The following is a 19,312-nucleotide window of genomic DNA, read 5'->3' on the forward strand; positions in this document are numbered from 1 at the left end:
ATGACAATGCAGATGCACTCAATGCCCTGGCCTGATTCTCAGGCCATTTTTTTGTCCAAAACCTATCTGTATATGAGCATGGATGAGCTGTGCAAAAAGTTACAGCGCACCAAAGCGTCTATCCAGATGAAGGCCAGCAGCATGGGGCTTTACCGCTGCGGGAAATTAACCATCGATGATCTGCAGCTGATTGAAGCCCTGCTTGATGCCGGTCTTGAGCATGCGGTTATCGCCAGAAAATTCGAACTCTCCAAGCCTCAGCTAATGAGGGTTCTGGATACGGGAGCCTTTCATTGCGATATCTGCTCCACGTTCTCCGCGTCTATGCGTTCCTCTTACTGGAAATTCGACGGAGAGCCGCAAAGGACTTATAGCTGCTGTCCGGCGTGTTGCCGGGCGATGGTTGAAAGCTTTAACGCAGGACACGACGGGCCGTTGCTGGCACGCAGACGGGAGGCAGCATGACCGGAAAATACTCTCTTATCTACGCAGATCCTCCCTGGTCTTACGGCAACACCATCAGCAACGGCGCCGCTGCCGATCACTACTCCACCATGAAGCTAATCGACATCAAGCGCCTACCAGTCTGGGAACTTGGCTCCGAAAACTCGGTGCTGGCGATGTGGTACACCGGCACGCATAACCAGGAGGCTATCGAACTGGCCGAGGCCTGGGGCTTTACCGTTCGCACGATGAAGGGCTTTACCTGGGTGAAGCTTAATCAGAACGCCGAGCTGCGCATCAACAAGGCGCTGGCCGAGGGTGAAGTCACCGACTTTTACGACTTCCTCGATCTGCTTAACGCCGAGACACGCATGAACGGCGGCAACCACACCCGTGCAAATACCGAAGACATGTTGATTGCCACCCGCGGCGCCGGGCTGGAGCGAAAGCATGCCGGGATTAAGCAGGTGGTATACAGCCCGCTCGGCGCACACAGCGAAAAGCCGTGGGAAGTTCGCCACCGGCTGGAGCTGCTTTACGGCGATGTGCCTCGCATTGAGCTGTTTAGCCGCAGCGCGGCGCCGGGCTGGCACCACTGGGGAAACCAGTGCGCTACCGCCGCGGTTGAATTGCTACCCGGCTGCGCTATCGATGTTGTTAAGACGGAGGCCGCATGACGCCAGAAACAGACAACGCCATCCGCGCCGCCTGCCGCCGCTGCACCGAGGAAATCCAGCAGGCCATGCGCAAGAAGCCAAAGCCTAACTGGAACGAAACGGTGCCTCCCATCATCAACAAGCATCACAAGAAAATTGAAGCTCTGGGAGTTAGTCTTCTGGAGTTCGTCGTCAAAACTGGCCGCCTTAACGGGCGGCTTGGAGACGAGCAATGAATATGAAAACTGAAAAAATCGTGATGATGGACAGCGATGAAGCGGCCAGCATCCAGACCGTAACTGGTTGGGTAGACCGTCAAGGTCGTTTCTGGGGCGGTGACGAGCACCAGGCGCGTTGGTGCGATGCCACTCATCGTAAGTGCAAGAACAAACCTGACGAACATCCTATTCATAGCACTCATGGTTATTGCGAAGAATGCCACCGCGAAAGCCGCCAGGCGAAGTTCGCCACCTTTGAGCGCGCGGTATGGACCAGAGAGCCGCTCGTTATCTTTGATGATGACCAGTACTTTTTCGACGCTGAATCGCTGGCCGACTATTGCTATGAGCACTCCCTGCTGCCGAGTGAGTTGCAGTTAATGATCTGCGAGCCTAACTATCCGCCTGAGTTCGACTTGGAGCAGCACTGCGAAGAGATCATACCTGATGGCGATGACTATTACTGTTTGCCGCAAGCTGTGCGCGATGCTGCTGAGGCGCTGAATAAGGCGCTGAAAGAAAGTGCTCCAGTATCGTGGAGCGCCAGCAACCGTGTGGCGATCGTCTCTGACGACATGCTCAACGACGAGCAGAAGGCCGAAATAATGGCGGAGCGAACCGCATGAAATCGTTCATCACCCGGGAGCTTAAGGCTCCTTTTTTATTGCTGGCGTTCACCTTCAACCGAATTAACCGACAGTTCCGGGAGCATTGACCATGGCCGACATCATCGACACAGCAGCAGAGATTGAAGAGCTTCAGCGTAACGCAGCCCTTTCCGCCCACCGGCTCAACCGCAACGCCGTATCAGCAGAGCATTGCGCTGAATGCGGCGAGGATATCCCTGCGCCGCGGCGCGTTGCCGTTCCGGGATGCCAGACGTGCGCAGAGTGCCAATCTGTTATCGAGTTGAAGAATAAGCAGAGAGGGATTTAATTCATTTACATGCTTTTGCATATAGCTCGTTGAAGGCTTTCAGCTGAGAACGAAACTCATCGACCAAAAAACCATCATCCGTTGCGTAAGCTATCGGTCGTCGTGAATACTTGAAGCCCAGAACTAAATGATATGGTTCGGCAGTAATAAAACGCGCACCTATTTTACGGCCAAGTTGTGTCTGACCAGATATGACGCCGCAAACATACGGATGCCCTTCAGAACTATGCGATGACATTTCTGTGAAAGTTACTGGCTTAGATGTATCTAAGTCGCTGTCACAAAAACCTATCATCATTTTCCTTGCTTGCTCATCTTTTGGATTTTTTGCACTTTGCTCTTTTAGCACATCGCAGCCATCAGGATTCCCTGCCCCGCGCTTGAAGAATTCAATAACTGCAGGTTTTACATCTTCAAAATTGTATTGTTCTTGAGCATGACTACATTGGGCCAATGTTAAGAGCACAAGCAGCAGCAAATGCTTTGTTTTCATGGATGTCGATCCCTCAAATGTGACTCCTAACATATCGGCAGATATTGGATTTACCCAACTAATTTTCTAAAAAATGTGCATGCCCCGCTTCGTCGGGGCCTCTTTTTACCTGATTTCGAATAATCAACACGACGCAACAGGCGTGGGTATACTCACGCCGGTTGCCAGGAGTCATCATGGCGCAAATCATTTTTAATAGAGAATGGGTTGTTGAGGCAGAACTGACGGCGCTTACTGGCCTGACAGAGCGCCAGATAAAAGCACTCCGAAGCGGGCCATGGCTGGAAGGTGTCCACTTCAAGCGACAGGCAATGAACGGAGGAGAAACTAAGCGTGGCTTGCTATGGTACAACTACCCTCGCATAAATCAGTTAGTGCAGGAGCTGTAATGACCTTCCCAACAGGTGTTGAAATTCACAATGGAAAAATCCGGTTAACTTTCACCTTTCGCGGCAAACGCTGCCGGGAAGTGCTGAAAGGCTGGATGGTCACTCCTGCAAATATCAAAAAAGCGGGAAACCTGCGCGCGCTCATATTAAGTGAAATACAGCTGGGTGAATTCGATTACGCTCGGCGCTTCCCTGAGTCGAAAAGCGTCAAGAAATTTACCTCTACGCGTGTTGCTTACACCTGGGACGAACTTACCGAACTCTGGCTGGATGCCAAGGAAGGGGATGTTTCAAGAAACACCATGACGCGAATTAAGGCGCAGCTCAGGACGATGAATAAGGTCATCGGAGGGAACACGTTAATTTCCGATATTACTCACAGCGACATGATGCAGTACAGAAAGGAGCTGTTGCGTGGAGAAAGCTTTTACTCTGAGGGTAATAAGAGAAAAAAGACTGGCCGCAGTGTGAACACGGTGAACGACTACATTTCATTGACCTGTCAGATCCTGCGCTTTGCTCACCGTAGCCGATTCATCACCGATAAACCGTTTGAGCACATCACAAAGCTGCACAAGGACCGTAAGAAACCGGATCCATTACAGCGTGATGAATACGCCACGATGATGCTGGCCCTGACGGGTCAGGACAAAAACATGTGGCAGTTCGCCATCGGCGCCGGCCCCCGTCACGGTGAGATTGCGGCACTGTCGTGGGAAGATGTTGATCTTGATGCAGGAAAGGTTCATATCCAGCGCAACCTGACGGGACAGGGTGATTTTGTACCGCCCAAGACTAAGGCTGGGGATCGAATAATCACCCTTCTCGCTCCTGCGCTTGATGCGCTGCGTGCACAATATGCCCTCACTGGCCATCTGCCGGAAACGGAGATCGTTCAGCATTTCAGGGAGTATGGGAAGTCTGAAGTACAGAGGAAGCGTTTTGTGTTTCTGCCGCGCCTGGGGACAAAAAATCCGGGTAATTATTTTTCGACGCAGTCAATTACCGATCGCTGGGATGCCTCGGTGAAAAAAGCCGGTATTCGCCGACGCACGCCGTATCAGTCACGACACACTTACGCATGCTGGTCACTTGCGGCTGGAGCAAACCCTTCGTTCATCGCCAGCCAGCTCGGGCACGAAGATGCTGAGATGGTGTATCGGGTGTATTCAGCCTGGATCAAGGAGTTTGACGGTGAGCAGGTGGAGCTGTTAAACGAGCGGTTAGGGTTTGCCCCCAATATGCCCCTGAAAACAAAATTATCAAAAACAAACCAATAATATCAATAACTTAAAACCACACCCCACTACTATAGGGGGGTATGGTATCTTTTATAGCAACGTTATGTAAACCTTAATTTCTATATAGCTATCATGCAATTAGTCAGCCATTGATTAATGTATGCATCGAAATGGCTGACATTCATGCTTTCACCAGAAGCTACAAGGGAGTGGTTACGTCAGGATATAGGCGGGAAAAACTGGGGAAATTGCTGCCGATGGTGCAGTGCCAGCAGTCAAGTTTATCTGGCACGCTATGTCGCATGCCATTGGTAATCAAAAAAACAGAGTGCCGAGTTGATTGAAAATATTCAGTGATATCCTACCAGATATTACCAGAGTTTTACGCTTCCGTCTGGCTGCTTACCACCAACTGGAGACATGTCATACGCTTTGGTTACGCATTTTTGAATGCCATCTTTAAGATGCTTTACCATTTTCTTATCTGAATTATTCTGTTCAAAATAATTAACATGGGTAACATTGTTTTTACTGTAAATCTCAGCTTCACCATACGGCCCGGCGGGATATGTTAGTTTATAACCCCAAAACTCTTCTTTATAGCCAGGCAAAATGTAGGGATCATAATCAGCAAATACATCAGCAATGCATAAAGCTACTCTTTTTGTATCGCTCTTAGTCGTATATACAGCGTCAGGGGTACCATGTTTAGGTGGTTCCTGCATAATTGAACACCCAGATAATGTTAGAACTGCTAATGCAAGAATAGGTTTTAACATGTCAATTCCATTTAAATATTTATAAGTGCATGAATAAGATACCCTATTTTGATAATTGTGTCCTGCATTTATTTTATAATCTATACGACCTGAGTATGTCGTCTACTGTAGTGAAGGTATTTATCATTTCCTCTACCATTCTGGAGTGTGCCTTTCCTAACGCATATTGTCTTAGGCCAGTCAGAGCACGGTGATCGAGCTGACAATATTGGCAACGGGGAGCTCAGCCGCCATCGGTTGGAAGGTCATCGGCCATGACTGTTTTTTTCAGAGTTGAGCCTTCTCAGGCAATCTCCTCAAATCCGTCTCCGAAGGATGCGGCCCGTGTTATGTAAGTAAACTCCCCTTCCATGCCCGCCTGAAACTGGGTTCTCCAGGTAAATGTTTCAATCGCCACTTTTCCTCCGGGCATAAAAAAGCCCGCCGAAGCGGGCCAGAAAGCAGGTACCGATCAAAGATTTTTTTCTTCAATTCTTCAAGCCTACTGTTATCTCGCTCAGTAAACACAGTTGCACCAAACAACACCTGTTTATAAGTACCTTCTGTTCTCATCACTGTCGTAGTGAAAACAGCGTCAAACGCGGCGCAAAGCGCTCCCCCATTCCGAATTCTCAGGTGGAGCCAGAGCCCATGAAGCTTCATCATTCGGTTTAAGCCCACTAGGAATGTCGTAAAAAAATCACTCACAAACCAAGGAGTTGAGCGTCCATTGATGGTTATCACGCATCGAAGGTATGCTCAAGAATTAGTAGTATTTTTTAGTTACGGGCGGAGGCTTACTGTGTTCTTCTGATTCCTTGATAAGTATGGAAGAAAAAACCTAGATTTTCATAAGCTCCTCTTTGGCCTTCTCTGAGTGAGCACTTTATCTTATTTCGTCGCATTACAGATTAGCCTCCGGGCAGGGGCTGCCTGGCAATCCCTTAGGACTGATCCATGATCTGCTGCTAAACCCGAAAAATAGCATCGTTATCGCCGTAAGTTTGCTGCTGAGAGTTTTGGTTTTGAACGATTAAAGAGGTTCGAACAGTTACACCACCAGCAGCCAGAGATTGCACACCTTGCATAGGCATCCGCCCAACATAGCGTTATGCCCCTTGCATCAGCGCAATGAGATTACCAACTACGATATGAGGATACAGGAATGGTGTATCGGGTATATTCATTCTGAATCAAGGAGTTCGATGATAAGCAGGCGTACCTGTTGAACGTGTGTTGTCAGCAAAAGGCTATCCCGGTACGTAGGCAGAACTGATTCAATTCGCCACTTCGGATGGAGTTCACTCTGTGATTGACCTCTCCTTGAGCATCAAATGCAATTGTTTGAGTATTTATTGAAGTTAACTATTGAGATAGGATCTTACACTTCTGTTAATCACATGATATACTGAGAATTATTAATTTTATGGTTCAAAAAATGAACGTGCTCTTCAACACTGCGTCTCTCACTTCAACTAATTATTCAAAAAAAGTAAAATCTTCACTACTAGATTTCATTTTTATTGTTCTTTTTTATACAATAGCTATAACCGGCATTAGAAATTCAATACCATTACCAAACTATTTATATACAATAATACACTATATCTGGCTTGCAAGCCCTTTACCGTTAGCCTATATTTCTCTTCGTCTATTAAGAACACCATCATTAATTTCAGCTTATACTGTCTTTATGATCTTTAAGTTGTTAGATTATATAAGCAACACGAAATTATCCCTCACTGGTGAAGTTCTTTCCTGGAATGATTTGTTTTCCGGATCTAATATATCCATTGCAAAGCACTACCTTAGCCCTTGGCCAGTATTTTATCTGTTTCTCGCAATATCGTTTGGTATAATTTTATTTTTTATCAGCCTTTTTTTCTACACGACAAAGAAAAACCAATTATTTCTTGCGATTAGCTTTGTCATAACATTACCCTTTTCATTTTATTCCCATTTTAGCACTCTCTTAGGAGAGGATAATATCCTCGCCAGAAAAATGACATTAATTGCTATAGAAATGAATGTGAGCTATATATCGTGGAATTGGCCTGTAAACCTACAGGAAAATGGAATGGCAATGCATATTTTGATGACAGGCTCACGTAAATCTGCACCTTTGGCTGACAAAAATAACAAAGACATCTATTCTCTTGAAAAATCAGCTGGTAGTGCATCATTACCAAAACATAAAACTATTATTTATGTGCTCTGTGAGTCATGCTGGTATGATAATCAAAATTTTGAAGAAATTATCAATCCCTTATTAAAGGAAGGCTTTGTAACTTTTCGTGCGACCTCCCCAGTTTATGGCGGAGGCACTGCAAATGTTGAATTTGAAATGCTAACTGGGCTACCAAGCAACTCAAGAGTTTTGTCTGGTACAATTTATCAAGAATATGCCTCGCAGTTCAAATCGGGTTCAGATACTATTGCAAGCGTTTTAAGACAAAAAAACTATACTACTTATGCAGCACATAATTATATAAAAGAATTTTGGCATAGAGATATTGTTTATAAAAAATTCGGCTTCGAGCAATTTGATGGCCTCAATGAAATGTCTAATATAAAAGTACCCGATCAAATTGTCGCAACCAAAAAGAAATGGCAGTGGCAACCCGATGATTACCTTCTTTATAGGTCAGCAATTGAACATCTTAAAAAAGCCGATGGAAAAAGTATTTTCATGAATTTGATTACGATGTCTACTCATGGCCCATATCCTAGAGAGAATGACTCGGGAGAGTATGTATATGCATATGAATTAAAACAGGCTATTGAACGATTCATTGATTTCTCCAAAGAAGTGCGAGAAATAGATCCTAATGCTGTTATCGTTATCTATGGCGATCACAAACCCGCCTTGAATAAATTTTTTATGGACAAGAATGTCTTACCAGCTAATCTTTTCAGCAAAACAGGTGATCACGACAACGATTTTGTATTTAAATGGGATATAAAACCTACTGATTATGGCGATGTGCCCGTGTTTATCTCTGCAGGCAGTAATACTAATTTACAACAACTTGCTATGGAAGCAAATAATCAACCTTACTTTTGCGTTTCATCCCTCATAGATAAACACTTAATTAATTCTGGTCTACCAAGCTTCAGATACAATATTAAAAATGGTTGTTCTGACACAAGCCGATCTTATCAAAGTAAAATCAATGCAATGCCTTCATGGGTATATTCAATGGCCTTATTCTAAGGTAATGAAAAATGAAATTTCAGATTGAATTAGAAAATATTCTTCACGCTATAATGAAATTATTTTCTTACAAGCCCCTCCTGCAGCAATTATCGGGGTTTCGTAACTGATAATTCTAAAGGTGAAAATATGACTGACAACAAATGATGGCATATTCATCACTTTTAGAACCGGCCGCCGGTGGAGCGCAGTTAATACCACAGGGATCTGGACGGCATTGACCTGGTATAGTTGGCGGGGGATAGTTGTATGATCAATCCCCCGCTCTCGCAGGCATCAGCTCCATAACCATCTGCGTCAGCCAGCGCAAACTCCCCAGACGATGATCTTCGCGACATCTGCTGCGGGTCTGTATTGTGTCATTGTACGTCCTTTCTGTTTAACTGCCCTCTCAAAGCAAAACATCAAACACACCTTTAGACAAAAGCCACTTACTCTGACGAACGTTACCAGATAGTCTTCTAAAAAAATCACAGTTCATGTGCTGCAGATAAACCAACCCACGGAGATAAAATGCTGTTACTTTTTACAATGTTTATATTTTCACTGACGCTTTCATTTTCTCCTGGCCCCGTTAATATGGTGATTATATCGTCTGGTGCCGTTCACGGCTTTAGAAAGACCTTCTCATTTGTCTCCGGTGCAACGATAGGGTTTACGTTATTACTTATCTTTATATGTTTCGGCTTTTACGCTGCAATCGAAAAATATCCCGTATTTTTCAGGTATCTTAATATTGCCGGTTCTTTATTTATCATGTATCTGGGCTATAAGATAGCGTCGTCACGGTCCGATATGTCATTAAGAAAAACGGATTCGCCCGGTTTTGTTCAGGGTTTTGTCATGCAGTGGATCAACCCCAAAGCATGGACCGCGTGCGCCTCTGGGGCAGCGATGTTTTCCGAACCCTCTACCCCTGTGACAGCTCTCGTCTTTATCACGGTCTATTTTTTAGTCTGTTACCTGTCGCTTTCTGCATGGGCATTGATGGGAGAAAAGGTATCGACGCTGCTCAGGAGCACGCGGCAGCTCCGTACGTTTAACGTGTTGATGGGCGGACTGTTGCTTATTACGGCGTGTTACATGCTCTTTTTAGCATTTTAAACCCGTTATAACGCGTGAAACTCAATTGCGTTATAAATATCATTAATCAATTTGTAGGCAATACTGCTGGTCGACATATTAGAGGGCCATACGGCATAGACTTTCAGCGGTTCTAATGACCAGTCAGGAAGTATTTCCTGCATTTCTCCGCGCTTAACATCCTCTTCGCTTAAATAGCGAGGAGGTGCTGCAAGACCAATTTGTTGCCGGGCAAGGGCATAAGCGGCTTCGACATTATCTACATACACCGTGGGCGTATACGTTACGAAGGTTACTTCCCCATTTTTATGCCGGAATTCCCGGTTATTCTGCCTCATATTGAGTCCAATCCATGGCAGTCGCACCAGGTCATCAGGATGCGTAATCGTCGGGTAATGGCTGAGCAATTCCCGGGATGCAACTACCTGGCGCGGCAGCACAAAAAGATGGCGCGCTTTAAGAGAACTGTCCGGAAGCTCGCCGATTCGAAATGCCACATCGATGCCGTCGGCAATAATATCCCTGCGCGTATCACTGTAAGAGATATTCAGTAAAATGCCCGGATGACGTTTTATAAAATCGGCCAGATGGCGAGTAAACGCACTATTAAGAAAAACGGCAGGAAGAGAAATAGTCAGCTTATTCGCCGTTGAGATTGAACGCTGCTTAAATTCAATGACCCCCTGCTCATAGAGCGCCAGCATCGATTTGGCCGTTTCCAGCAAATTGTCGCCATCATGAGTCAGAGAGAGTTTACGGGTGTTTCTGTACAGCAACGCGCAGCCAAGATTTTTTTCCAGCTTTGATAAATGGGCGCTTGCCGTTGCAGTTGTAATCCCTAACGCTTCTGCTCCACCTGAAATGGATCCTGCCTCAGTAATCTTTGCAAACACTATCAGATAACGGATGTCATCAATCATTTATCGTCCTGTTGCGACGGCGTTCCTGCGAACTTCTCATTCAATCATAGAGTTACGATATCGTACTTTCCTCCCCGGCCGCATCTCTTTTTATTGTGTTGACTATTGCGCCCTACTCATTTTGCGAGGCGCTGCAGTGTCAACCCGGCGACATCCTCTCCTGGGAGCCGGACAGCCCGGAATGACGCGCCTGCGCCAGCGTTTGCAGCTCCTCCTTAAGCCAGCGGGTTGCGCCCCGCTGGCCGCTGCGTTTATGCGAGTATATTTTCACTTCAAACGTGCGTATCGAAAACGGTAAAGCAAAAATCCTCAGGTCCGCTGCCGCAGCCAGCTTCTCAGCGGCAAACCGGGGGATTGCCATCAGCAGGTCGCTTTCCGCAACGATAAACGGCGCGCTCAGCATCGACGGCGTTTTGATCGCGATTTGTCGTGTATAGCCCAGTTGTTCCAGCCGCACGTCAAGAACGCCCTGCTTCTCATTCCATGGCGTCACCACCAGGTGTCGGGCCGCGAGATAATCCTCCAGCGTCAGACGCGTCCGGCGCGCGTTGCCGATGACCACATACTCATCTTCAAACCAGTCGATCTCTTCCAGCTCCGGGTGCCGGATATCATCCTGAGTGCTGAACCCCAGCGCGAGATCCACTTCGCCCGCCAGCAGTTCCGTCAGCGCCGGGCTGTGCGGCAGATAGCGCAATTCGAAACGCAAACCCGGGGCAGCAAGCTGCAGCTTGTGCATCAGCGCGGGGAAAATGCACAGCGCGGTAAAGTCCGTAATCCCAATTTGTAAGCTTTCGGTACTGCTGGCCGGGTCAAACTCCGGCTGCGGGGTTAGCTCATGATTGAGGAACGACAATGCGGAAGCAATGGAAGGCGCAAGCTGAGCGGCATACACGCTGGGGGACATGCGATGCCCTTCGCGAAAAAAGAGCGGGTCATTCAGGGTGATGCGCAAACGCGACAGCGCATGGCTCAGTGCCGATGTGCTCATCGCCAGCTCATCAGCGGCCAGCCGAACGGAACGATGGCGGTAAATCGCGTCGAAAACGGGCAGCAGGTTTAAATCAAGACGCCTCAGTACCGGATGCATAATATTCATCATTTGTTGATTTCATTGCACTTAATTCTTCGGACAATACTCCGTATGCTTAACGCCATCAATCGAAACACAGGCTAAAAAACAGGAAAAACAATGAGCATAACCATTCGTCAGGCCCGTCCCGAAGATGCGGCGGCAATATACGCCATGATCTACGAGCTGGCGGTGTATGAAAAAGCGCCGGAAGAAGTGGTTACCACGCCGGAGGAGATCCGGGAAACGCTCTTTGGCGCAGGCACAAAAACCGAAGCGTTGATCGCGGAATGTGAAGGTAAGATCGCTGGCTATGCCGTGTTCTTCACCAGCTATTCAACCTGGCTCGGACGCAACGGGATTTACATGGAAGACCTGTACGTTTCCCCGGACTATCGCGGTAAAGGCGCGGGAAGAGCGCTGCTGAAACATATCGCGCAGCTCGCGGTAAAACGGCAGTGCGGCCGCCTGGAATGGAGCGTTCTGGACTGGAACCAGCCCGCCATTGATTTTTACCTGAGCATAGGCGCGCTGCCGCAGTCCGAATGGGTTCGCTATCGTCTTGATGGCGACGCGCTGCTGAATTTTGCCGAATAGCGACACGTGGTACCCGAGATGATCCCGCCCCGCGGGGTCGCTCTGTCCTGCCTTGATCCCGTCTCAACAGATGATGAATTTATGCTACCCTTCCATAAATTTCATAAACATATTGCAGAACGCCATGACGACAGCCCCTTTTATCCGCCCACAACTTTCCCTGCCAGACGATGCCGACAAGCTGCTGTTGCACTCCTGCTGCGCCCCCTGCTCGGGTGAAGTGATGGAGGCTATCCAGGCGTCGGGGATTGACTACACGATTTTCTTCTACAACCCCAACATCCATCCGCAGAAGGAATACCTCATTCGGAAGGAGGAGAATATTCGCTTTGCGGAAAAACACGGCGTGCCGTTTGTTGATGCCGATTACGACACCGATAACTGGTTTGAGCGCGCGAAAGGCATGGAATGGGAACCCGAGCGTGGCGTCCGCTGCACCATGTGCTTCGATATGCGTTTCGAGCGTGCGGCGCTCTATGCGGCAGAAAATGGATTCAGCGTCATCAGCAGCTCGCTGGGGATCTCCCGCTGGAAAAACATGCAGCAGATAAATGACTGCGGCCAGCGTGCTGCCGCGCGCTATCCGGGTATGGTTTACTGGGACTATAACTGGCGTAAACAGGGCGGCTCATCTCGCATGATTGAGATCAGCAAGCGGGAGCAGTTTTACCAGCAGGAATACTGCGGGTGCGTTTATTCACTCAGGGACAGTAACCTGCATCGTAAGTCTCAGGGCCGCCCGCTGATCCGCATCGGGAAACTGTATTATGGTCAGGATGACAATGAGAAATAACGGGCTTCCGGTATAGAGATATATCCGAAAACAGCCCTGACATGTACCGAATTTAACCTTACGTCTCCCACATCCGCAAAGAGCGGCTATCCTTTAAATATCAACAAAAGGAGGCGAAAATGTCCGATCTCGGTACTGATAAAAACACCCAGTTTGCTGAAGATAAAGCAAAAAATAAATTTGACGAGCTGGCAGGTTCAGCGCAGCAGCAGTTTGGTGAATTCGTCGATTCACCAAAGCATCAGGTTAAAGGTGCGGCTAAAAAATATGCTGCGCAGGCCAGCGATGCGGTTTCCGACGTCACTGAAGCTGTCAGAAATAACCCCCTCACCGGCCTCGTCGCAGCGGGTGCGGTCGGTATTGTTCTCGGCCTGCTGCTGGGTCGAAAATAATAAAAGGCCCTTCGGGGCTTTATTTTTCTTAGCTAAACATCCTGACCATGCGGTCTAACTCCTCCTCTTTCACGGCCCGCGATAAATAATATCCCTGAAAGTTTTTGACGCCCAGCGCGACTAGTTTTTCAAACTTTTCTTCACTATCAACCCCCTCGGCAATACAGTCCGTTCCGGTCATGTCGCTGTAAAGCTGTATCGCTTTAATCAGGTTATAGTCATTATCGTTTGCCACAAAATGCTCAACGATGTCGCGATCCAGCTTGAGTCCATCAAAATGCACCTGCCGCACCGGGAACATGGTTTGATGATTAGAGAAGCAGTCATCAAGGAACAATCGACACCCCGTATTACGCAAATGGCGCATGGTTTCAGGGATCCTTTTGTCCTTCGTCACGTCAATATCTTCTGCAAATTCAAAGACCAACTTTTCGGCCCACTGCGGTTTGAGCAGCATGTCGATAGCTTTCTTTGCCATATCAGGCAATGCATTTCCGGAAGCCAGGCGAGGCGGAATATTCACGGAAAAATAGTATTTACCGTTATACTTATTAATCCCGGACACGGCGGCATGAATGACTAACGCTGTTATTTTCAACCATATCTCATGGTTTGAAATATCCGTGAGAAAACTGGCCGGCTTGACAATTTTACCGTTTTTATTCCAGCGGATCAGTATCTCAAAGCCTACGCCTTTTTTGTCACGATCGGTAATGATCTGATAAGCAGGGAAGATCTCTTTTTTATATAATGCATTAAAAATCTCTGCTTCCTTATCCGTAAACTCCGTATTTTGACTCCGCCGCTTGATGCTTCTTTCCGCATTGAAATTGTGCGAATCGTGTAGCCATCGCTTAATTAAGCGTAATTTGAGCACGCCTTCCTTACGGTGCGTATAAACCGTTTTATTAGAAAGACCCATTTCATCGCACATTTCTTTTACGGACATGCCGCGGTAGAAATTTAATAAAACGTCAATCTCTCTTTTTGTTAGCCACTTTACGTTGTCTTGCGAAGAATTATCCTTGTAGCGATCGCGTAATAAGTACGAACGATCCTTAAAAACATGATGGTGCGTATGAGAACCAGTGATGACATCTGAAACGCGGGCTATGCGAATCAATGACAATTGATAACTATTATTTAAAAGAGTGCCCAGGGTGCGATATAGCCAGCCATCCGGTATGTCGCCATATAGTGTAACGCGTCGAATAACGGGAAGTGCATTGAGCACGGATGCCAGTCGCTTCAGGCTCTCCAGGAGGCTGACGATACCTTTTCCGAGAAACACCACAACATGAGAGTTCTGATTTATAAGGATATTTTCAAGATCCTGTTGGGATACCTCATCCCCGTCAAAATGAATGTGCGAAGCCTGTATTCCGTACTGGTTAAGGATCAGACGATATCCCTGGAACGTAAAACCGCAGGCGGAGATGACAAATTTATGTTCATCGCACGCCTCATTTCTCAGAGAAATTTTGTGGGTCATAAACTGCTCCTGGGCACTAAGGCGCCATTTCCATTTGTGAATACGTAAAATTTAACGCACCTGTTATAAACATTAATTTTACAGTACCGCCTCAGGGTAAGAAACAGTTATCCGCTGAACTCACAGGAACATCTTTGCGTTAATCACCGTCGTTTAAATATACTTTTCTTTGCAAATAATAACGGCAAATATCTTATTCTCAGGGTATAATGAAAATTCCGAAAAGAAGAGTGGACACTTCATCTATCGGCTCATTCAAATACGAGAAAAATGCTATGGATAATCACATCTCATCCAGGGCCTTGCTACATCGAAGGGATGTTATAAAGAACAATCCGCGATTCGGTGAGGCAATATTAGAGCACTACACAATTAATGACACCATCTACAAAAAACAACCTTTGTTCTACAAGACAATGCTGCAGGAATCGCGATTTAACATTATCCTCTCCATGTGTTGTTTTATTTTTGGAAATCAGGCCGAGTCAGTTTCAGAGATTAAAGAGCTGTGCTCTCGCTATAAAATAGCCAGCCCCAACAGCGTGATTGCGATCATTACGATACTGAGAACCACCGGGCGCATCAGGACCTGGCGCTGCACGGACGATCGACGCAAAACGAGAATCGCGCCAACTGAAAAAGGACTCAATGAACTTAAGCGTTATATGTCCGGCGCTTTTTTGCCCGTTAGCATTCTTTATCCGGCATTTAATATTAATGTTAACCTGCTGGATAATGATATTTTGAGAAACAACTTCTTCCGCCGCGCGGCTGAATATCTTTTTCGCGGATTAACGTTCAGAAAGGTGTTGCCTGAGGTAGGATTATTTATCGATAAAGATGGCGGCCGTATGATTATGCTTTATATCTATCTGCAGGCCATGAAAAATAAATCCGCTCACGGTGCGGTCATTGATTATTCAGCCAGCATGCTCGCAAAAGAATTTTTTGTTTCACGCATCCACGTCAACCGAATTATCAAATCGGCACAAGAGGCGGGTTATCTTAAAGATCGTGGTGATGGTCGAATGTCAATATACCCGGCGTTCATCGAACTTGTCGAAAATTATGCCGGTTTATATTTTGCGTATGTTACGCATTACATCAACGTTGTGCCTAAAGAGCGACGCCACGCTCACAGCGTGACGTCAACCGTATAATCCAGCAGGCGTTCGGAGTTCCGAACGCCATTCCCCTATCGTTCCCGCAGCGCCTCTTTTGCCTTGTTCAGCGGTTTTAACAGATAATCCAGAATGGTTTTGCTGCCGGTTTTAATATCAACGGTGGCAATCATGCCCGGAAAGACCGGAAATTCCTGACCCTGCTTATTGGTCAGATGGTTACTGTCGGTACGAATATAGACGCGGTAGTAGTAAACATCCCTTTTCACCTCATCCTGCAGGGTGTCCGGCGAAATCATCGTCACTTCCCCTTCCAGCCCGCCGTAAATGGAGTAGTCATAGGCCGTGATTTTCACCAGCGCTTTCTGGCCGGGATGGATAAACGCCACATCGCGCGGCGAGATTTTCGCTTCGACCACCATCTGATCGTCAAGCGGGACCAGGCTCATCAGCTTGCCGTTCGGCGGGATAACGCCTCCCACGGTCGTGACGTCGATATCCTTCACGATCCCGCGAACCGGGGCATTAAAGGTCAGCCGGGTCAGGGAGTCCTCTCGCCCCTTCATCACCGAACGCTGGGCCTCAATCTCCGCATTGGCTTTCGCCAGCTCTTCACGGGCGCGAACGTAATACTGGTTTTTCATCTCGGTGATTTTATTCTCAAGCTCATTTTTTTGACGCTCAAGACGTAGCACCTCAACCTTGCTGGCCGCCCCCTGGGTCACCAGCGGACGGGTCAACGACAGCTCGCGCTGCACCAGTTCGGCGCCCTGACGCAACCCGGCCAGCCCTTTTTCGAGGCTTTCACGACGGGACTGGTAGAGCGCCGTTTCCTGTTTGACCAGCTCAACGTCGTCATCTAGCTCCTCCGGAAACGCGAGCTCCGTGTCGTTCACCTCGGCCTTCAGGCGCGCAGCGGTTGCCAGCGCCGCATTCAGGCGAGACTCGCTCTCCAGCACGCTCGACTCGGTTTTGGTCCGGTCAAGCTGCGCGAGCTGCTGCCCGCGTTCCACGATGTCGCCTTCGCGCACCATCAGGCTGTGGATGATGCCGCCTTCCAGGGACTGGATGACCTGCTCATGCGAAGACGGTATGACCTTACCGCTGCCGGTCGTCACTTCATCCAGATGGAACAGGCTTGCCCAGGCGATAAACACCGCCAGCAGCGCGAACAGCGACCATGCCACCAGCGACGAGCGCGGCAGGCGCGGCTCCTTCAGTCGGCTATTGAAACGAGAGAAATCATTCATGCCGCGCCCTCCTCTGCAACCGCCGCCGGCTTCATGGTCACGGTGCGCTGCGCGGCTTTCTGCGGCGCCATGCCGTGCTGGTGCAGGATCGCATCGCGCGGGCCGTCCATCACCACCTTGCCGTTTTCCAGCACGATGATGCGGTCGACCAGGTCCAGAATCGGCAGGCGATGCGTCGCCACGACCAGCGTCCGGCGTTTACCCAGCCATTTGTGAAGATGCTGAATAAACTGCTTCTCGCTCATTTCGTCCAGCCAGGCGGTAGGCTCATCCAGCAGCAGGATATTCGGCGAGGTGATCAGCGCGCGCGCCAGCAGCAGCGCCTGACGCTGGCCGCCGGAGAGGCCTGCGCCGCCTTCGTTGATGATGTAGTTCAGCCCCATTTTCTGCTTGCGCACAAACTCCAGCGCGCCGCTGTTAACCAGCGCCTGATGAATCTCATCGTCGGTGGCTAACGGGTTCCCCATCAGGATGTTGTCCCGCACGGAGCCAAAGAACAGCCGGGCCTGCTGGCCGAGCAGCTGCATGTCGCGGCGCACGTCGGCCGGGTCAAGATGATTGAGGGCGATATCGTCGAGCAGGATGCTGCCCTGCTGCGGCTCCTGCATGCCCGCCAGAAGCTGTAACAGCGTGCTTTTACCCGAGCCATTACGCCCAAGCACCGCCACGCGCTCTCCGGCGCGGATCTGCAGCTTGCTGATGTTAAGCACGGTGAGTTTCTCTTCCTCGTCGTAATAAAACCCGACGTCCTCAAGCGCATAGTCGCCGCGCAGGTGGGCTTTGTGCACCTTCTTGCCGTGCTGCGGATCGTCAATCGGACGCTGCATCAGGTCGTCCAGCCCCTTGCGGGCCACTTTTGCCGACTGCCAGCGCGAAAGCACGCCTGAGATCTGCGACAGCGGCGCGATGGTGCGCGACGCCAGAATCGAGGTTCCCACCAGCGCACCGGTAGTCATGTCGCCGCTGATGACCAGGTAACAGCCCACCAGCAGTACCACCGCGTAGACGATGGACTGCACCTCCTGAGTCCATGTCAGCAGTAACCCCGTCAGCCAGCGCTGCTTCATGCCGACGCTGGCGGCGACGTCGTTGGTGTTATTCCACTGGTTCTGGAAACGCTGCTCGGCGCGCATCAGCTTGATGTCTTCAATGCCCTGCACCGCTTCCACCAGCGTGGCGTTACGAATGGCGGACTCACGCATCCCTTCGCTGGAAAGCTTCCCCAGCGGGCGCTGCACCAGCAGGCCTGGGATCAGCAGCAGCGGTACGGCGAGCAGGACCACCAGCACCAGCGGGCCGCCAATCATCCACAGAATAAAGACGAACAGCAGGAAGAACGGCAGATCGGAAATCGCCGCAATGGTGGTCGAGGTGATGAGCTCACGCACCGACTCCAGCTCGCGGATCTGGGCGATAAAGGATCCGGTTGATTTGGAGCGCGCGCCGTTTTTAATCCGCAGCGCGTGGGCAAACACGCGTTCAGAGATACGCAGGTCGGCGCGCTTCCCCACCACGTCAGAAATATGCACGCGCAGCATGCGCATGATGAATTCGAACACGATGGCGATCATCACGCCGCCAAACAGGACCCACAGCGTAGCTTCCGACTGCGACGGTACCACCCTGTCGTACACCTGCATGGAGAAGACCATGCCGGAGAGCGCCAGCACGTTGGCAACCAGCGCCACCAGCATAATGTCGCTGTAGCGTCGCCAGTCCTTCAGCGCCAGCTGCCAGAACCAGTTTTTCTCATAGGGTTTGATGTAGTCGTCCACGCGGGCATCCGGCGTGGATTCGAGCGGGCGCAACACCATCAGCCCTTTTAACCGCGCCCCGAGTTCGTCACGCGTCAGCGTGGTCTCCAGGCCGCCGTCGCCGCTAAACTGCAGGCTGACGTTGCCTTCGCTGTCCATACGGTTGATGACCGCGATTTGTCCGCCGGTGAATTCCGCCAGCAGCGGCAGGCGCCACGGATCGAGGGATACCGCTTCAGCCGCCACCATACGCATCCCCAGCCCAAGCTGGCGCGCCATCTCTTCCAGCACCAGCTGGCGCGGAGACTGGCTTTCGTGGTTAATCGTGACCCGAACATGCTCCGCTGAGAAATCCAGCCGGTAGTGTTTAGCGATGATAAGCATGCCCTGCAGCCAGGGTTCGTACTGTGGATGTGTCTTCATAATGCTACGTCCTGTCCAGAGCGGTAATTTCGCACTGAAATGATACCTTTACGGAATGATTAAAAA

General features: G+C 49.2%; 20 protein-coding genes and 2 pseudogenes. 15 read left to right on the forward strand and 7 right to left on the reverse strand.

The features are described 5' to 3' along the window. The 5 genes from P346_RS19105 (at position 1) to P346_RS19085 (ending at position 2,254) form a co-directional block, all read left to right on the forward strand. Positions 1–465 carry a hypothetical protein gene (locus P346_RS19105; protein ID WP_032657239.1) on the forward strand — a complete coding sequence of 155 codons (465 nt, stop codon included), beginning with the start codon at positions 1–3 and terminating at the stop codon, positions 463–465. Beyond that, positions 462–1,121: an MT-A70 family methyltransferase gene (locus P346_RS19100; protein ID WP_032657241.1), complete on the forward strand. Its 660-nt coding sequence runs from the start codon at positions 462–464 to the stop codon at positions 1,119–1,121. The genes P346_RS19105 and P346_RS19100 overlap by 4 nt, the downstream gene beginning before the upstream one ends. Next, positions 1,118–1,336, forward strand: a complete 219-nt coding sequence (locus P346_RS19095) for a hypothetical protein (RefSeq protein WP_032657243.1) — start codon at positions 1,118–1,120, stop codon at positions 1,334–1,336. Before P346_RS19100 ends, P346_RS19095 begins: the two co-directional genes overlap by 4 nt. Then, a complete protein-coding gene (locus P346_RS19090) occupies positions 1,333–1,944 on the forward strand; it encodes a hypothetical protein (protein WP_032657244.1) in 612 nt (203 codons plus the stop codon). The genes P346_RS19095 and P346_RS19090 overlap by 4 nt, the downstream gene beginning before the upstream one ends. Before the next feature lie 91 nt (positions 1,945–2,035). Next, complete coding sequence (locus P346_RS19085; protein WP_032657245.1) at positions 2,036–2,254, forward strand: TraR/DksA family transcriptional regulator; 219 nt, start codon at positions 2,036–2,038, stop codon at positions 2,252–2,254. Position 2,255: 1 nt separating this feature from the next. Here P346_RS19085 and P346_RS19080 read toward each other — a convergent pair whose 3' ends face one another. After that, positions 2,256–2,747: a hypothetical protein gene (locus P346_RS19080; RefSeq protein ID WP_032657247.1), complete on the reverse strand. Its 492-nt coding sequence runs from the start codon at positions 2,745–2,747 to the stop codon at positions 2,256–2,258. A 176-nt stretch (positions 2,748–2,923) separates the two neighbouring features. On the opposite strand from P346_RS19080, the gene xisR reads away from it, so the two are divergent. The 3 genes and pseudogenes from xisR to P346_RS23555 form a co-directional block, all read left to right on the forward strand. Beyond that, complete coding sequence (gene xisR / locus P346_RS19075; RefSeq protein ID WP_032657248.1) at positions 2,924–3,136, forward strand: excisionase family protein; 213 nt, start codon at positions 2,924–2,926, stop codon at positions 3,134–3,136. Then, positions 3,136–4,416 (forward strand): tyrosine-type recombinase/integrase, encoded by a 1,281-nt coding sequence (locus P346_RS19070; RefSeq protein WP_032657249.1) that lies wholly within the window; start codon positions 3,136–3,138, stop codon positions 4,414–4,416. The genes xisR and P346_RS19070 overlap by 1 nt, the downstream gene beginning before the upstream one ends. A 144-nt stretch (positions 4,417–4,560) precedes the next feature. After that, positions 4,561–4,717, forward strand: a pseudogene (locus P346_RS23555) (SOS response-associated peptidase); the annotation flags it as partial. 31 nt (positions 4,718–4,748) lie between these two features. Here the strand turns inward: P346_RS23555 and P346_RS0121405 are convergent. Continuing rightward, positions 4,749–5,156, reverse strand: coding sequence for a hypothetical protein (locus P346_RS0121405; RefSeq protein WP_032657250.1), 408 nt, complete (start codon positions 5,154–5,156; stop codon positions 4,749–4,751). Between the two features lie 2,056 nt (positions 5,157–7,212). On the opposite strand from P346_RS0121405, the gene P346_RS23430 reads away from it, so the two are divergent. Beyond that, positions 7,213–8,349, forward strand: a complete 1,137-nt coding sequence (locus P346_RS23430) for an LTA synthase family protein (protein WP_193743806.1) — start codon at positions 7,213–7,215, stop codon at positions 8,347–8,349. A gap of 513 nt (positions 8,350–8,862) precedes the next feature. Beyond that, the gene (locus P346_RS19060; protein WP_032657251.1) at positions 8,863–9,453 is read left to right on the forward strand and encodes a LysE family translocator; all 591 of its coding nucleotides are present in this window, start codon (positions 8,863–8,865) and stop codon (positions 9,451–9,453) included. A gap of 5 nt (positions 9,454–9,458) precedes the next feature. On the opposite strand, the gene P346_RS19055 is transcribed toward P346_RS19060, so the two are convergent. Continuing rightward, positions 9,459–10,352, reverse strand: coding sequence for a LysR family transcriptional regulator (locus P346_RS19055; RefSeq protein ID WP_032657252.1), 894 nt, complete (start codon positions 10,350–10,352; stop codon positions 9,459–9,461). A gap of 95 nt (positions 10,353–10,447) precedes the next feature. Here P346_RS19055 and P346_RS23685 point away from each other — a divergent pair. Then, a pseudogene (locus tag P346_RS23685) lies at positions 10,448–10,501 on the forward strand (hypothetical protein); the annotation flags it as partial. Here the strand turns inward: P346_RS23685 and P346_RS19050 are convergent. Further along, on the reverse strand, positions 10,492–11,454 hold the full coding sequence (locus P346_RS19050) for a LysR family transcriptional regulator (protein WP_050597610.1): 963 nt from the start codon (positions 11,452–11,454) through the stop codon (positions 10,492–10,494). The pseudogene P346_RS23685 and the gene P346_RS19050 overlap by 10 nt on opposite strands. Before the next feature lie 90 nt (positions 11,455–11,544). Between P346_RS19050 and P346_RS19045 the strand changes: the two genes are divergently transcribed. From P346_RS19045 to P346_RS19035, 3 genes are all read left to right on the forward strand, one after another. Next, the gene (locus P346_RS19045; RefSeq protein WP_032657253.1) at positions 11,545–12,021 is read left to right on the forward strand and encodes a GNAT family N-acetyltransferase; all 477 of its coding nucleotides are present in this window, start codon (positions 11,545–11,547) and stop codon (positions 12,019–12,021) included. A 124-nt stretch (positions 12,022–12,145) separates the two neighbouring features. Further along, on the forward strand, positions 12,146–12,814 hold the full coding sequence (locus P346_RS19040; RefSeq protein ID WP_050597611.1) for an epoxyqueuosine reductase QueH: 669 nt from the start codon (positions 12,146–12,148) through the stop codon (positions 12,812–12,814). 119 nt (positions 12,815–12,933) lie between these two features. Next, the gene (locus P346_RS19035) at positions 12,934–13,206 is read left to right on the forward strand and encodes a DUF883 family protein (RefSeq protein ID WP_032657256.1); all 273 of its coding nucleotides are present in this window, start codon (positions 12,934–12,936) and stop codon (positions 13,204–13,206) included. Between the two features lie 28 nt (positions 13,207–13,234). Here the strand turns inward: P346_RS19035 and P346_RS19030 are convergent, their stop codons facing one another. Further along, the gene (locus P346_RS19030) at positions 13,235–14,698 is read right to left on the reverse strand and encodes an EAL domain-containing protein (protein WP_032657258.1); all 1,464 of its coding nucleotides are present in this window, start codon (positions 14,696–14,698) and stop codon (positions 13,235–13,237) included. 275 nt (positions 14,699–14,973) lie between these two features. On the opposite strand from P346_RS19030, the gene P346_RS19025 reads away from it, so the two are divergent. Then, positions 14,974–15,858: a hypothetical protein gene (locus P346_RS19025; protein ID WP_032657260.1), complete on the forward strand. Its 885-nt coding sequence runs from the start codon at positions 14,974–14,976 to the stop codon at positions 15,856–15,858. A 35-nt stretch (positions 15,859–15,893) separates the two neighbouring features. On the opposite strand, the gene P346_RS19020 is transcribed toward P346_RS19025, so the two are convergent. Together P346_RS19020 and P346_RS19015 are read right to left on the reverse strand one after the other, a co-directional pair. Continuing rightward, entirely contained in the window at positions 15,894–17,069 is a 1,176-nt protein-coding gene (locus P346_RS19020; protein ID WP_029740549.1) for an HlyD family type I secretion periplasmic adaptor subunit, read from the reverse strand. Continuing rightward, positions 17,066–19,246 (reverse strand): type I secretion system permease/ATPase, encoded by a 2,181-nt coding sequence (locus tag P346_RS19015; protein WP_032657262.1) that lies wholly within the window; start codon positions 19,244–19,246, stop codon positions 17,066–17,068. Before P346_RS19015 ends, P346_RS19020 begins: the two co-directional genes overlap by 4 nt. Between the last annotated feature and the right edge of the window lie 66 nt (positions 19,247–19,312).

Origin of the sequence: Enterobacter sp. DC1 (assembly GCF_000568075.1) — a bacterium.
GTDB classification, from domain to species: domain Bacteria; phylum Pseudomonadota; class Gammaproteobacteria; order Enterobacterales; family Enterobacteriaceae; genus Enterobacter; species Enterobacter asburiae.